The following is a 14156-nucleotide window of genomic DNA, read 5'->3' as shown; positions in this document are numbered from 1 at the left end:
TCTTTGAAAAAAAAGTAAAACAGAACATAAAAAGATTATCAACCAAGTTGTACTGACCCCAAAAAGTTAGACAGAAAAATCTAACTTTTTGGGGTGCGGTTCAAGTTGATAATCTTTTTTATTTTGTACCAGATAAAATACACTTAAACTTTGTTTTTGACTTCGAAAGAACCAAGACTAAAACTCTTTATCAATAAGCCTAATAGCAAGTAACTTTGATGACCTAATTTCCTTCTTCTTTCTGGTAAAAATTCATGCCAACCTCAGTATCCTCGATGAGAATATCATCAGTCTGCCCCAACAGCAGCAAAGCGATGTAAAAGTCACCAACACAACCCGCTGCATGAAGACTAGCTAGAGGCATGTAGAGAGTTGAACTGAGCAAGCCCAGCATGGCCAATAAAGTCAGAAGTAGGCTAATCAAAACAAAGGGAGCCAAACCAATGACCAAGAAGTCCTTACGATGGTAGAAGGTACCTGGACTAGTCGCATAGGCCATCCCATTTTTAAAACCAAACTTGACCTTGGCTTTCCCTTTACCAAAAAACTTGAAGAAGAAACCGTGGATGTACTCATGGATGACGACAAGGATAAAGGTAAAAACTAACAAATAGACGATATCTAGACCCGAAAAATCATAATGATCGGCTCGGAAGATTAGCTGGGTCAATTTCGCAAAAAGCACAGAGAAGGGAAAAATCAGCAAGATCCCCGCTACATTTAGACCGATTACATATTTCTTTTCTTCCATAAAGTTGATTTTTTTGATTAATTTCATGATGAACTCCTTTTTGGCCGCCAAACAGCTTATTTGAAATATCTTTTAACTGCTTGATAAGACTCCGCATTGATATAGACAAAAATAATGGTTAAGACAATCATACCAGAAGCGACCTGCATTGGTGTCCCAGCTCCAAGAATAAAGAGTAAGACATAAAGGCCTGGAATGAGGCGCTGATTGAGATTGAAGAGGGTCAAAAAGCTTTGTTCATAATGAGCCTGCAACTCCCCTTCATCATAGGACAGCGCATAGTCCTTCATCTCCTCAATGGTTGGCATAGCAGATAATTTATATTGACGAACCTTCTGAGTGGTTTTCAATACAAGAATTTGACCTAAAATCAAAGCAAGAAACAGTGCAATATCATAAAATGGAATGTCAATCGTCGTTTCTGACCCTAGTAGCGGACCTAGGTAGCTCACTCCTACAAAGAGGGTGAATAGAGTTAGTGCAGACGAGATATTATATAAAATCGTCGCATATTCTAAGGTCTTGAAGGTTTGACGATAGAGCTCATAGCTTTTGTCATCATCTTCTTCTCTCTGGTAAGCCCCGTGAACTTTATGCGTCTGATAGAGCAAGAAAAAGGTTACGGGATAGAGAATGAACAAACTCGCTCGGCCAATGTTCTTCAGCAGTTCAACATTTAAGACGGTCGGCCAAGAAAAATGTTCAAAATGAGCCATTATAAATCCAACTACTCCTCCTAATATAATAGCAAGAATTAAGATGCCGATATTTCTCAATATTCTTTTCTTTGTTGACATTGTTTTCTCCTATACTTAAATAAGTGCAGTCAGCCAAGCCATGACTTGGCTAAGAAAGTCAGAGGCAGTTTCCAGTATTTCACGACCAAATAAAGGTAAAATAATCAGCACTGTCATCAGAAAAATAAAGTGATTTCTGACTTTTTTGCTCATTTTATCCCACAAATAATCCTTTTGGAACCATCCTGCCAGATAGGCATAGCCCAAGGCTACAAAAATCCCCAACTCAGTCGACGATAGCACTACAACTCCGAAGATCAGACGAATATAAGCTACCTTTATCCCAAAATAATCCGCCAAACCTGCGCAAACACCAGCAATTTTTGCTTGTTCTTCGTTAACTTTAAAATTTTCCATAAATTCTTGCATTGTTTTTCTCCTTGTTTTACTTTCCGTCACTTTATGACCTCTAGCTTACTAGTCAGCAAAGTAAACCCTAAGTCGCTAAGATGACTAGCATTAAATATCTTCAGTTCCCGATTTTTCCTAACATTCTATTCTTCCTCCACTAGGCGAAAAACATTTTCGACATTTTCGTTGAAAATCTGAGCAATTTTGAGAGCAATAACCACGGAAGGTGTGTACTCATCCCGCTCGAGCAAACTAATCGTTTGCCGCGACACGCCGGCTTTCTTGGCCAGCTCAGTCTGATTCAGCCCGTCTCTAGCCCTCAGCTCTTTCAGTCGATTTTTCAGCTTCATAACAACACCTCTCAGCCCTCTCTCAGTTCAACAGATTTGATATCGTCAATTCGCATCAATTTCATTCTTGTTTGACCTTTTTTATTGGTCTTACTCAACTTAACCCAATCGTCATCGGCATCAACTACCTCCCAGGACTCTGTCCCTAAAACTTCACCGATTATGATCGGTTTTTTCCCAATCATTTCTTTAAAAAAACGTGACATTTCTCCACTCCTTTCTTTATTTCTCTCTAAACGTTTCAACTTCCTTTTCACATTGTTCAATTTACTGGATGATGTCAACCAAAAAACGAAACATACCGGAACTAGAAACCAAAACAGTATATCCATGAGTCCCTCCTTTTGTCTTTTCTTCTTAACTTAAATACATTGTAACAGATTCTTTTCTTTTTGACAATTATATTTGTCAAAAAAATAAATATTTTTGTCATAAAGTATAAAATCATTGACAAAAGAAAACCCAGCTTCAGCTGAGTTTCTAATCTACTTCTTCAAATACTTCCTTGAGAGTGCCTACGCCTCGCTGGATTTCTTCCTCACTGAGGGTCAGAGGTGGCAGGAGGCGAATCACATTCGTTCCAGCTGTAAGAACAATCAAGCCTTTTTCCCGTGCTTTTTCAACTAGGACAGACAGGTTAGAGCTTGTTTCGATTCCAATCATCAAACCCAGACCTCTAATAGCTAGGACCCTTGGATTTCCTTGAAGGGCTGTTTGCAATTCTCCGACTAGCAATCTGCTTTTCTCCTGAACTTCTTCCATGAAGTCAGGTGTTTTTAGTTGGCGCAATGTTTCTAAAGCAGCTGCCATGGCTAATCGATTACCGCCAAAAGTTGAACCATGACTGCCGTAATTAAAGGCTGAAGCCAGCTCTTTCTTACCTAGCATTGCCCCTACTGGCACTCCATTGGCCAGTCCCTTGGCCAAAGTCACAATATCTGGCACAATGTCATAGTGTTCAAAGGAATAAAGCTTGCCCGTTCGACCCATCCCTGTCTGCACCTCATCCACCACTAGCAAAATCTTGTTTTGCCGACAAAAATCAGCTAAATCCTGAACAAATTGCTCATCAGCTGGCAGGACACCCGACTCTCCTTGAACCAATTCCAGCATCACAGCAGCAGTATCACTATTGACTAAGGCTTTAACACTAGCTAAATCATTATAAATGGCATAGCTGAAATGAGAAAGACCGTCACCAAATCCTATTTTAATTTTCTCTTGGCCAGTCGCAGCCATCGCCCCGAAAGTCCGACCGTGAAAGGACTGCTGAAAACTAATAATCCCCTGCTTGCCACTGGCCTTGCGGGCCAACTTAATGGCTGCTTCATTGGCCTCCGCCCCACTGTTGCAGAAAAATGCTAGGTAATCATAGCCAGCAACCAACTCCTCAGCCACCTTTTCTTGCAGTGAGCTGAGATAAAGATTGGGACTGTGCCAAATTTGCTCGGCCTGCCGAAGCAGAGCCGCTTGGACTTGTGGGTGAAAGCCCAAATTGGTCACACCAATCCCAGAAGAAAAATCCAAATAAGCACGCCCTTCACTATCCATCAGATAGTTGCCCTCGGCCTTGACAAATTCAATCGAGGCTCGATTATAATTTTGAAATAAAAAACTCATATTTATCCCTCTGCTATCAAGGTTCCTGCCGAAAGACTATTTCCAATCCAGACCTGACTGACACCAGATAGGACTGTCTGAACAGCACTTTCGATTTTTGGAATCATACCATCCTTGATAATTCCTTTCTGGATTTTTTGGGGCACTTGGCTGGTCAAAATCTGTGGCAGCACTTTTTTATCCTCCAAGACACCTTGCGTATCCGTCATCAAAATCAATTTCTCTGCCTGAAATTTTTTAGCTACAGCAGCAGCTAAATAATCCGCATTGATATTCAATAGTTGACCGTCTGCATTTTCCCCAAGTGAAGCCAAAACTGGAATAATATGGTCATCCAAAAGCTGCTCCAAATAACTACTGTGAATATCCGTGACCTGACCAACATAGCCATAAATTGATTTGTCGATATAATCCGCCGACACAGTCTGGCCCAGATGAGATACTAACTGAATGCTGTCAATATCAGCCTGATTGAACTGTTGAGTCAGACCCTGCCCAACGATATCCAGAAGAGCTTTCTTGATGATAGGAATATCCGACTGGTTGGTCACACGCAGCCCCTTGATCTTACGACTCGGCAAATGACGTTCCAGCAAGAGCTGATTGATGACAACACCTCCTCCGTGAACAAGAATAATTTTTTTCCCATTATCGACCCAATTTTTCACCTGCTCGATAAAAGAAGTGGATAATTTCTGAGCGGCAACACCGCCAATTTTAATCACGATAACATCTTTCATATTATTTCTCCTTAGGTTCTGTAGAGGGCATTTATTTTCACATAGTCATAAGACAAGTCACAACCCCAAGCTTGTCCAGTAGCGTCTCCATCATGGAGGTCAATGGTAATAGTGACTTCATCCTGCCCCATCATTTCTTGCATCTCTTCCGCATCAAAAGCAACTGGACTAGAAGCCAGCATAACCGGCAGCTGACCTATAAAGATATCAATATTTGCCACTGACAACTCGGCTCCTGCATATCCAATCACGGCTATAATTCGGCCCCAATTTGGATCTTCTCCAAAAATCGCTGTCTTGACTAGACTGGAACCGACCACACTTTTGGCAATCATTCGCGCACTCAGGCTGTCCTGAGCATGCAGAACATTCACCTCAATCAGCTTACTCGCTCCCTCTCCGTCTTTAGCAATCTTCTTCGCCAAATCTTCCATTACATAGTGCAGCATCTGGGCAAAGCGCTCAAACTCCTCTGTATCGGGCAAAATTTCTTCATTTTGAGTATAACCGTTGGCCAAGACTAAAACCATATCATTAGTTGACGTATCTCCATCCACTGTAATTTGGTTGAAAGTCGTTTCAACATTCTGTCCAAGTGCTTTCTGCAATGTTTGGCTAGATATATTGGCATCACAAGTGATAAAAGCCAACATGGTAGCCATATTAGGATGAATCATTCCTGATCCTTTTGCCACTCCTGCCATGGTCACTAAATCCTTACCAAATCGTTCTGTCACAACACAGGTTTTCGTGCAGGTATCTGTCGTTAGAATCGCTCGAGCAAAATCATCGGCCTTACCACTGATGACAATTTGCGACAGACCATTTTTCAGCGCATCCATTGGAAGCAGCTCACCGATGACTCCTGTTGAAGCAAGACCGACCAAGTCAGGCTCAATCTTCAGTTTTTGTGCTGTCAGCCTTTGCATCTCATAGGCATCTTCCATTCCTTGGAGTCCTGTACAGGAATTGGCTACACCTGAATTGACCACTACTGCCTGTAGTTTCCCACTTTTTTTCACAGATTCTCTCGTAACGATAAGCGGAGCCGCAATAACCTTGTTGGTCGTATAAACTCCTGCAGCGCTAGCTGGTACTTCTGAAACAATCCAGCCAAAGTCCAGCTTCTTTTTCTTAAAACCAGCATATAGGCCGTCGGCCGAAAAGCCTAGGGGACTGGCAATATTTCCATCAATTACTTTCATTCTGACTCCAATCATCACTATACAAATAGAGGTGGACTGAGAAGTCCTTCCGTCTCTTGAAAACCAAACATAAGATTCATATTTTGAACAGCTTGTCCAGCTGCTCCCTTGACCAAGTTATCTAGAACTGCAACTACCGTTAAAATATTGGTCACCGGATTGTAATCAAAACCTATATCTGTGTAGTTAGTACCAATCACTTGATGCAAGGTTGGCAAGGCTGCCTGCACCCTGACAAAAGGTTTATCCTGATAACATCGTCGATACATACTGGAAATATCTGCTACATTCAGGCCTTTTCTCAATTTCACATAGACCGTCGCTACAATCCCACGATTGACTGGGATCAGAGAAGTCGAAAACTGGATAGACGCAAGCTTCTCATCAAAACTCTGTAAAAACTGAACAATTTCAGGAATATGCTGGTGCTGATTTAGTTTATAAGTGACATAGTTATCATGAACCTGTACGAAATGACTGGCTTCTGTAGGATTTTTCCCTGCACCAGTCAGACCACTCTTAGCATCCACAATAATAGAATCAAGCTCAATAGCCTGCGCTTGCAACAGAGGAATCAAGACCAGTTCCGTTGCTGTAGCATAACAGCCTGGATTGGCAATAAAGCGCTTCTCACTCACATCTGCAAATTCAGACAAGGCATAAATAAACTTTTTCTGAATAATTGCCTGAGCTGGCTCTTTTTTATACCATTTTTTATAAATATCCCCTGGTAGGCGATGATCTCCAGATAAGTCAATCACTGGAAAATCTGCTGCAATAAAATCTGCCACCATCTCTTTTGCTACCCCGCTCGGAGTTGCAAAAAATACCAGATCAGCTTGCTGCATAATACGCTGACTATCAAATACCTCAATTTTTAGGTCACACAGCCCTTTTAAATGTGGATAAAGTTCTGACAAAAACTTGCCGATTTCCTTCGTCGCATGAATCGAAACGACCTTAGCTCTTGGATGATGCTGTAGGATACGAAGGAGTTCTAATCCTGAGTAACCTGTAATTCCAACAATCGAAATACGCATATTTTAAAACTCCTTTGTATAAATATGCGTATAATTTTACTATCAAAATCTAATATTGTCAAGCAATATTTGTATTTTTATTCATAAAACGTTTTAATTAAACATTTTCTTGTCTTTAGAAAAGCAAGAAAAAAGACCAGGACATCAATCCTGATCTTAAAAAATCTATTATAATTTCTCCGCAACTGCTCCAAGCAAGTCTTGGATAGCTGATTGCTTGCTGCCGCCGGCCATAGCCATGTCTGGCTTACCGCCGCCTCGGCCATCCACAATCGGTGCCAATTCCTTAATCAGATTGCCAGCATGCACTTCCTTGGTCTTGCTGGCTGCAAGGACATTGACTTTATCACCAATGGCTGCGACCAGAACGAGAACATCTGAATAGTCCTTCTGCTTCCAAGTGTCAGCAAAGGTGCGCAGGGCGCCTGCATCGGAAACAGAAACCTGACTTGCGATAAAGCGATGTCCATTTGCGTCTTGAACATTCTTGAAGACTTCCCCAGAGGCCGCTGCTGCTGCTTTTTCCTTGAGCTCAGCATTCTCTTTTTGGAGTTGGCGAAGCTGTCCTTGCAGAGATTCTACCTTATTAGGCACTTCCTTGATTTGCGGAGCCTTGAGAGTCACTGCGATAGCCTTGAGCGCCTCTTCTTCCTCACGGTAAGCTTCAAAGGCTTCCTTGCTGGTAACTGCCAAGATACGACGAGTTCCAGATCCGATACCTTCTTCTTTGATAATCTTGAAAATCCCGATTTCAGAAGTGTTGCCCACGTGAGTTCCTCCGCAAAGCTCGACTGAGTAGTCACCGATGGTTACGACGCGAACTTCTTTACCATATTTTTCACCAAAGAGCGCCATGGCACCCATTTCCTTAGCCGTGTCAATATCTGTCTCAACTGTCTTGATAGCGATAGCTTCCCAGATTTTCTCATTGACTTCTTGCTCGATAGCACGCAGCTCTTCTGCTGTTACCGCTTGGAAATGCGTAAAGTCAAAGCGCAGGAATTCTACTTCATTCAGAGAGCCTGCTTGGGTTGCATGGTTACCAAGAACATTATGCAAGGCTGAGTGCAAGAGGTGAGTCGCCGTGTGGTTTTTCATCACACGATGGCGGCGGCTGTGGTCAATTTCCAGTTTATAGCTTTGACCGAGAGCCAGAGGTGCCAAAACTTCTACAGTATGCAGTGGTTGACCATTTGGTGCCTTTTGCACGTCCCTTACTTGCGCTACCAGATTGCCTGCTGCATCAAAGATTTGACCGTGGTCGGCCACCTGACCACCCATTTCTGCGTAGAATGGTGTTTCTGCAAAGATGAGGGCAGCTGTGCCTGTCTCAACAGACTTCACTGCTGCATCGTCCGCCACGATAGCAAGAAGTTCAGCTGTTAACTCTTCTTTTTCGTAGTTAAAGGCACTCTCTACTGTGATGGCCTGCAGGGTTTCATTTTGCATGCCCATTGAGCCGCCCTTGACGACGGAAGCACGCGCCCGATCCTGCTGCTCTTTCATAGCCGCTTCAAAGCCAGCACGGTCTACAGTCATGCCTGCTTCTTCAGCGATTTCCTCAGTCAACTCCAGTGGGAAGCCGTAAGTATCGTAGAGTTTGAAGGCATCTTGACCAGAGATGATTGTTTGGCCTTTTTCTTTCAGGTCTGCTACGATACCTTGGGCAAAATGCTGACCAGAGTGCAGAGTACGAGCAAAAGATTCTTCTTCACTCTTGATAATCTTTTCAATAAAGTCTTTCTTTTCAAGGACTTCTGGATAGTAGCTTTCCATAATCTTGCCAACAGTTGGTACAAGTTTGTAAAGGAAAGTTCCTTCAATCCCCAACTTCTGGCCATGCATAGAAGCCCGACGAAGGAGACGACGAAGGACATAACCACGACCTTCATTTCCAGGAAGAGCGCCATCGCCAATCGCAAAGGAGAGCGAGCGAATATGGTCTGCGATAACCTTGAAACTCATATTGTCGCCATCTTGGTCATAGACCTTGCCAGACAGTTTCTCTACTTCACGAATGATTGGCATGAAGAGGTCAGTCTCAAAGTTGGTTTTAGCCCCTTGGATAACCGCCACCAAACGCTCCAAACCTGCGCCCGTATCAATGTTCTTGTGTGGCAATTCCTTGTACTCGCTACGCGGTACAGCAGGGTCAGCGTTGAATTGTGACAAGACGATATTCCAGATTTCGATATAACGGTCGTTTTCAATATCTTCTTCTAAGAGGCGCACTCCCATATTTTCTGGGTCGAAAGCTTCGCCTCGGTCAAAGAAAATCTCTGTATCTGGCCCAGAAGGTCCCGCACCGATTTCCCAGAAGTTATCCTCAATCGGAATCAAATGGCTATCTTCCACTCCCATAGCAATCCAGCGGTTGTAAGAGTCCTTGTCAGCTGGATAGTAGGTCATGTAAAGCTTGTCTTTGGGGAAATCAAACCAATCAGGGCTAGTCAAAAGCTCGTAAGCCCACTCAATGGCTTCATCACGGAAGTAATCGCCGATAGAGAAGTTGCCCAGCATTTCAAACATGGTATGGTGGCGGGCAGTTTTTCCGACATTTTCAATATCGTTGGTCCGAATGGCTTTTTGAGCATTAGTAATCCGTGGATTCTCTGGAATAATGGTTCCATCGAAATATTTCTTGAGGGTTGCTACACCAGAGTTAATCCAAAGCAAGGTTGGATCGTTGACCGGCACCAAGCTGACAGATGGTTCTACTGCATGACCTTTAGTTGCCCAAAAATCCAGCCACATTTGACGAACCTGAGCACTTGACATTTGTTTCATTTATTTTTCTCCTTAAATTTTTTCTAAAAATAGTTACATTATGACGACGAGCTTTCCAGCATCTCCACATAGTCAATAGCGACGCAGAGGGAGATGACCAAATCTGCATAAGTCTCATCATAGACATGAACCTGATAAGTAGAGGTTAGATGGAAAAGCTCCTTGGCAATCTCTGCAACGACTTGATTGCTGTCATCCAGCAGACGAAAGTTTAAATCCCAGATATTCCCTTCAACTCGTAGCCCCAAATTGTCAAATTCATACTTATCACGCAAAATCGTGAATTTCTGACGGATATAAAAGCTATGTCCGTTGCTGAGCTTGATCTCAAACTGGGGCAGGAAAGTTAGAAAGGTTTTGGTAATCTGACTGACGATTTGCCCCTGAGTGTCATAGATTGTAAAGGTCTTAGGAATCTGGAAAAAAGATCCTTCCACTTGGTAATCTACATTGCCTCGATCGTCCTTGATATCAAAACGTTCGCCGCCTAAGCGAAATTTCTGTTTGACCAAATAGGTTTTCATCGTTTGACCTCCACAGTCAATATAAAAGACAAGTTCCTTGTCCGAAGGGCGAAAAACCGCGGTACCACCTTCATTCAATGAACTTGTCATTCTCATTTCATATTCTATTTTCCAAGATGAGTAGCATGATTTCCCGTCTCAGATGGCTCGCAGCACCGCCAATTCTCTGAACTAAGAACTTGAAAAATCAATTCTCACCAGTCTTATTATACTTGCTTATTCTCTTTTCGTCAACCTTATTCTGCTGCTGATGAAGAACTGCTTTCAGCTGCTGAGCTGGACTCAGAAGTTTCTGAGCTGCTGGCAGCACTTGAGGAAGCAGAGGCAGATGAATCTGAGGTTTCTGATTCAATATATTGTGCAAAAACATTTTGGAAAGCAGCATCTTTCACCTTAATATTTGCATCTTTCAACTCTTTGGCTACAACTGAGCGAATGAAGCTAGCATCATTTTGTTTTTGCGTTAAAATAACTTCTTTCAGCTGCTTTTTATAATCTTTCCAATTTGAAGATTTTTCAGATTTTTTGACCAACTTAACAATATAGAAGCTGGAGCTATAATTTTGAGAACTTCGAACAGTTATAACATCTGAAATTCCATTTTCTTCTAAGGCAAAAGTAGCTTTTTTCACAGCATCTGGAACATCTGTCGAGCCAGAATCAAACTTCACTTCTCCACCTTTTTCTTTGGTTGCTGCATCTGTTGAGTTATCTTTTGCGATTTGACCAAAATCAGCACCTTCCGCTTTAGCCTGTTCAAGGATTTCTTTAGCCTTATCTTCGCTGTCCAGCTTGATGATTTGAGCAGTCACTTCTGGTGTATAATTTGCAAAGGCAGCCTGATAGTTTTCATCTGTCAATTCTTTTTTTGCAGCTTCTTTTACAGCATACTCAACCAATTTATTGGTTCGAATTTGATCCTTGTAGGCATCTTCGGTCAATCCGTTTTGTGCAAGAACCTTTTGGAAAGCAGAGCCATAGGCTGATTTCATTTTATCAAAGGCTTCTGTCACCTCTTTATCGGTTACCTTTTTACCGTATTTATTTTCAAATACTTCCTTGATCGTCATTTGAAGCAAGACTTGCTGAGCAGCTCCATTGCTCTTAACTTGATCATAAAACTCATTAACCGTAATTGTGTTTCCCTTCATGGTAATAATGTCTTTACCATCTGCTTGCGAACACGCAGCTAACGCAACAACGGATAAAAGTGTCACAGCTCCTGCGAACAATTTTTTCTTCATAGAATGTTTTTCTCCTCGCTTTTATATAAATTCACTTTGTCTATTGTACCACAAATCTAACTTGATATCTTAAATTTTGCTAAAAACTTTTAAATAACAGGATAATTTCAGATATCTCATTTTTTTCTAATCATAAGAAGACCATCTCCAAGTGGCAAGAGACTGGCTGTTAAATCAGGCCGATCTAAGGTTTCTTCAAAAAGACTATGCAAACCGCGGTAAATAGCCCGCTGGCCACGCTTAATTTCCTCAAAAGGCTTGGCAACATCTCCTCCTTGAAAGACATCATCAATGAGGACCAGACCACCAGGATTGAGGCGCTTGAGAACTTGGGGCATAAAGACCACATACTTAGACTTGGCAGAGTCCATAAAGACAAGGTCGTAGGAATCCTCCAGTGTCTGAAGCAGATCCATTGCATCGCCTTCCAGCAAGGTAATCTGCTGGCGGCTGTCATATTTAGCAAAATTAGCCTCGGCCAGCTCAATCATCTCTGGATTGCGATCAATAGTCGTAATCTGAGCCTGAGGCGCATGCTCCGCCATCAAAAGAGCCGAAAAACCAATAGCCGTACCGATTTCTAAAATCTTCTCAGGCTGCAGACTTTCGAGCAGTAAGCGGAAATAAGCTACTGTCTCATGGGGAATCACAGGTACATTTTCAGCTCTGGCAAAATCCTCCAACTCCTTGAGTCCACCAGTAACCGGCTGGAGACGCCGTCTCATAAAGTCTACAATTTCTTCTTTGACCACTGGCCGACGCATATTGGGATTAGAATTTTGATTATAAGTCTCGACCATCTTATGCCAGTCCCAACTTTTCTACCAAGGCCTCGAATTCGTCTAGACGACGCTCAAAGACAGCAAAAGCAGCATTTAGGTAGTTTTCTTTTTCCATATCCACCCCTGCTTTTTTGATGACATTGAGGGGATAGTCAGAGTTCCCAGCTTTGAGATAGTCCAGATACTTGTCCTTGTCTTCCTGACTGCCATGGACAATCTTTTCAGCCAAGGCTGAAGCAGCTGCAAATCCTGTCGAATATTGGAAAACATAGTAATCGTAGTAGAAATGCGGAATTCGAGCCCATTCATACTGAATCTGTGGATTGTCTTCTTTCTTCAGTCCATAGTATTTCTCGTTCAAGTCAGCATAGAGCTCATTGAGAAACTCGCTGGTCAAAACTTGACCTTCCTGGTCAGCCTTGTGGATAGCATGCTCAAACTCTGCGAACTGGGTTTGACGGAAGACCGTACCTCTAAAGCCATCCAAGAAGTGATTGAGGATAGCAAAGCGGGTTGCATCGTCTTCTACTTCTTCCAAGAGCTTTTCTGTCAAGATATTTTCATTGGTCGTCGAAGCAATCTCAGCTAGGAAGATAGAGTAGTCTCCATAGACATAAGGCTGGGTCTCACGAGTATAACTGGAGTGCATACTGTGGCCTGTCTCGTGCACCAAGGTAAAGAGATTGTCCAGTGTGTCCTGCCAGTTTAGCAACATAAAGGCATTGGTATCATAAGAACCGCCTGAGTATGCTCCTGAACGCTTGCCTTGATTTTCATGAACATCAATCCAGCGCTCTGAAAAGGCTGTCTTGACTCTGCTCAAATAATCCTCACCCAGAATAGCCAGAACTTCTTCAGACTTAGCCAAAGCTTCCTCATAAGTGAACTTGTAGTCTGTCTCTGACAAAGGTGTGTACATATCATACATCTTCAAATCAGAAATGCCTAAAATCTTCGCTCTTAAGACGATATAACGCTGCAAAAGAGGCAAATGCTTATTAACCGCTGAAACTAGGCTGTCATAGACACTTTCTGGAATGAAGTCAGCTGACAAGGCTGCTTCACGGGCAGATGAAAACTTGCGGACTTTCGCATTGTAATTATGAACCTTGACATTGGTCTGCAGAGTCTTGGCATAGGTATGCTGGTACTGCTCGTAGACGCTGTAGAGAGCCTCGTAAGCTTCCTTACGGACTTCTCGATTTTTAGACTCGACCAAGGTGATATAGTTACCGTGGCTGAGCTGAACTTCATTTCCATCTTCGTCATGCACCATTGGAAAGACGATATCCGCATTATCCAAGATAGCAAAGGTTTCGCCTGCTGCACCAAAGATTTCCCCAGCACCGGCCAGTAGCTCCTCTTCGCGCTGTGTCAAGATGTGGGCTTTCTTTTTCAAAAGCTTGTCAAAATAATGCTGATAAAGCCGCAAGGCTGGCTGCTCAGCTAGGAAAGTTTGGTATTGTTCTTCTGTAATCGCCATAAATTCGGGCTCATAGAAGGCAAAGCTTTGCCCGAATTCACTGTAAATGGTCATACCCTTGGCCTGATACTCTTGATATTTTGCTACACGAGTATCTTGGTCATTTTTCATGTGAGCATAGGAATAGAGCTTTTCAATACGGCGCATCAAGTCCAATTGGATTTCCGTCGTTGTCAAGAGACTGTCAGCTGAATCCAGTAAATGCCCAGCCAGACTAGCTGCTTTTTTTACTTCTTCAGAAACCTGCGCCAACTCCGCTTCAAAGGCTTCGTCTGTTGGGAAAATTGTGCTTAAATCCCAAGTGTATTTCTCTTCAATTTCATTTCTTTGTTTTGCCATAGAAATTTCCTCCATCTTTTCTATTTTATCACAAAAATCCTGATTTTATGAAACTTAAGCATCAAAATAGCAGGGTAGACATGTAGCGTTACAATAGATGTGAGACCTGAGTACCAAAAAAGAAGAAACCTTGATATGATTAG

General features: G+C 42.5%; 14 protein-coding genes. All 14 read right to left on the bottom strand.

Translation table 11 applies throughout. The features are described 5' to 3' along the window. Positions 1-223: 223 nt before the first annotated feature. Positions 224-778, bottom strand: a complete 555-nt coding sequence (locus SSIN_RS06390) for a DUF3267 domain-containing protein (protein ID WP_037617041.1) — start codon at positions 776-778, stop codon at positions 224-226. Between the two features lie 29 nt (positions 779-807). After that, the gene (locus SSIN_RS06385; protein WP_037617040.1) at positions 808-1548 is read right to left on the bottom strand and encodes a DUF3169 family protein; all 741 of its coding nucleotides are present in this window, start codon (positions 1546-1548) and stop codon (positions 808-810) included. Positions 1549-1563: 15 nt separating this feature from the next. Beyond that, positions 1564-1917 carry a PspC domain-containing protein gene (locus tag SSIN_RS06380; RefSeq protein ID WP_052076769.1) on the bottom strand — a complete coding sequence of 118 codons (354 nt, stop codon included), beginning with the start codon at positions 1915-1917 and terminating at the stop codon, positions 1564-1566. Positions 1918-2042: 125 nt separating this feature from the next. Continuing rightward, positions 2043-2249, bottom strand: coding sequence for a helix-turn-helix transcriptional regulator (locus tag SSIN_RS06375; RefSeq protein ID WP_037617038.1), 207 nt, complete (start codon positions 2247-2249; stop codon positions 2043-2045). An 11-nt stretch (positions 2250-2260) separates the two neighbouring features. Then, positions 2261-2455, bottom strand: coding sequence for an aspartyl-tRNA synthetase (locus SSIN_RS10950; protein WP_234550517.1), 195 nt, complete (start codon positions 2453-2455; stop codon positions 2261-2263). Positions 2456-2729: 274 nt separating this feature from the next. Continuing rightward, complete coding sequence (locus SSIN_RS06365; RefSeq protein ID WP_037617036.1) at positions 2730-3869, bottom strand: acetylornithine transaminase; 1140 nt, start codon at positions 3867-3869, stop codon at positions 2730-2732. Between the two features lie 2 nt (positions 3870-3871). Continuing rightward, positions 3872-4609: an acetylglutamate kinase gene (gene argB, locus SSIN_RS06360; protein WP_037617034.1), complete on the bottom strand. Its 738-nt coding sequence runs from the start codon at positions 4607-4609 to the stop codon at positions 3872-3874. A gap of 11 nt (positions 4610-4620) precedes the next feature. Further along, complete coding sequence (argJ, locus tag SSIN_RS06355; protein ID WP_037617033.1) at positions 4621-5814, bottom strand: bifunctional glutamate N-acetyltransferase/amino-acid acetyltransferase ArgJ; 1194 nt, start codon at positions 5812-5814, stop codon at positions 4621-4623. 17 nt (positions 5815-5831) lie between these two features. After that, positions 5832-6854: an N-acetyl-gamma-glutamyl-phosphate reductase gene (gene argC, locus SSIN_RS06350; RefSeq protein ID WP_037617032.1), complete on the bottom strand. Its 1023-nt coding sequence runs from the start codon at positions 6852-6854 to the stop codon at positions 5832-5834. 168 nt (positions 6855-7022) lie between these two features. Further along, positions 7023-9641, bottom strand: coding sequence for an alanine--tRNA ligase (alaS, locus tag SSIN_RS06345; RefSeq protein WP_037617031.1), 2619 nt, complete (start codon positions 9639-9641; stop codon positions 7023-7025). 38 nt (positions 9642-9679) lie between these two features. Next, entirely contained in the window at positions 9680-10261 is a 582-nt protein-coding gene (locus SSIN_RS06340) for an LURP-one-related/scramblase family protein (RefSeq protein ID WP_209325464.1), read from the bottom strand. Positions 10262-10401: 140 nt separating this feature from the next. Continuing rightward, positions 10402-11409: a peptidylprolyl isomerase PrsA gene (gene prsA / locus SSIN_RS06335; protein ID WP_037617028.1), complete on the bottom strand. Its 1008-nt coding sequence runs from the start codon at positions 11407-11409 to the stop codon at positions 10402-10404. Between the two features lie 116 nt (positions 11410-11525). Beyond that, positions 11526-12209, bottom strand: a complete 684-nt coding sequence (locus SSIN_RS06330; protein WP_037617026.1) for an O-methyltransferase — start codon at positions 12207-12209, stop codon at positions 11526-11528. A 1-nt stretch (position 12210) separates the two neighbouring features. After that, positions 12211-14013 carry an oligoendopeptidase F gene (gene pepF, locus SSIN_RS06325; RefSeq protein ID WP_037617024.1) on the bottom strand — a complete coding sequence of 601 codons (1803 nt, stop codon included), beginning with the start codon at positions 14011-14013 and terminating at the stop codon, positions 12211-12213. Positions 14014-14156 lie beyond the last annotated feature (143 nt).

This window comes from Streptococcus sinensis (assembly GCF_000767835.1).
Lineage (GTDB): Bacteria > Bacillota > Bacilli > Lactobacillales > Streptococcaceae > Streptococcus > Streptococcus sinensis.
This window is presented reverse-complemented; position numbering and strand designations above follow the sequence as displayed.

Bases quoted from the DNA above. Each gene is read 5' to 3' on its own strand.
- argJ (WP_037617033.1), bottom strand. From the start codon at position 5,814: ATGAAAGTAATTGATGGAAATATTGCCAGTCCCCTAGGCTTTTCGGCC.
- pepF (WP_037617024.1), bottom strand. From the start codon at position 14,013: ATGGCAAAACAAAGAAATGAAATTGAAGAGAAATACACTTGGGATTTA.
- argC (WP_037617032.1), bottom strand. From the start codon at position 6,854: ATGCGTATTTCGATTGTTGGAATTACAGGTTACTCAGGATTAGAACTC.
- prsA (WP_037617028.1), bottom strand. From the start codon at position 11,409: ATGAAGAAAAAATTGTTCGCAGGAGCTGTGACACTTTTATCCGTTGTT.
- SSIN_RS06380 (WP_052076769.1), bottom strand. From the start codon at position 1,917: ATGCAAGAATTTATGGAAAATTTTAAAGTTAACGAAGAACAAGCAAAA.
- SSIN_RS06330 (WP_037617026.1), bottom strand. From the start codon at position 12,209: ATGGTCGAGACTTATAATCAAAATTCTAATCCCAATATGCGTCGGCCA.
- SSIN_RS06365 (WP_037617036.1), bottom strand. From the start codon at position 3,869: ATGAGTTTTTTATTTCAAAATTATAATCGAGCCTCGATTGAATTTGTC.
- argB (WP_037617034.1), bottom strand. From the start codon at position 4,609: ATGAAAGATGTTATCGTGATTAAAATTGGCGGTGTTGCCGCTCAGAAA.
- SSIN_RS06390 (WP_037617041.1), bottom strand. From the start codon at position 778: ATGAAATTAATCAAAAAAATCAACTTTATGGAAGAAAAGAAATATGTA.
- SSIN_RS10950 (WP_234550517.1), bottom strand. From the start codon at position 2,455: ATGTCACGTTTTTTTAAAGAAATGATTGGGAAAAAACCGATCATAATC.
- SSIN_RS06375 (WP_037617038.1), bottom strand. From the start codon at position 2,249: ATGAAGCTGAAAAATCGACTGAAAGAGCTGAGGGCTAGAGACGGGCTG.
- SSIN_RS06385 (WP_037617040.1), bottom strand. From the start codon at position 1,548: ATGTCAACAAAGAAAAGAATATTGAGAAATATCGGCATCTTAATTCTT.
- alaS (WP_037617031.1), bottom strand. From the start codon at position 9,641: ATGAAACAAATGTCAAGTGCTCAGGTTCGTCAAATGTGGCTGGATTTT.
- SSIN_RS06340 (WP_209325464.1), bottom strand. From the start codon at position 10,261: ATGAGAATGACAAGTTCATTGAATGAAGGTGGTACCGCGGTTTTTCGC.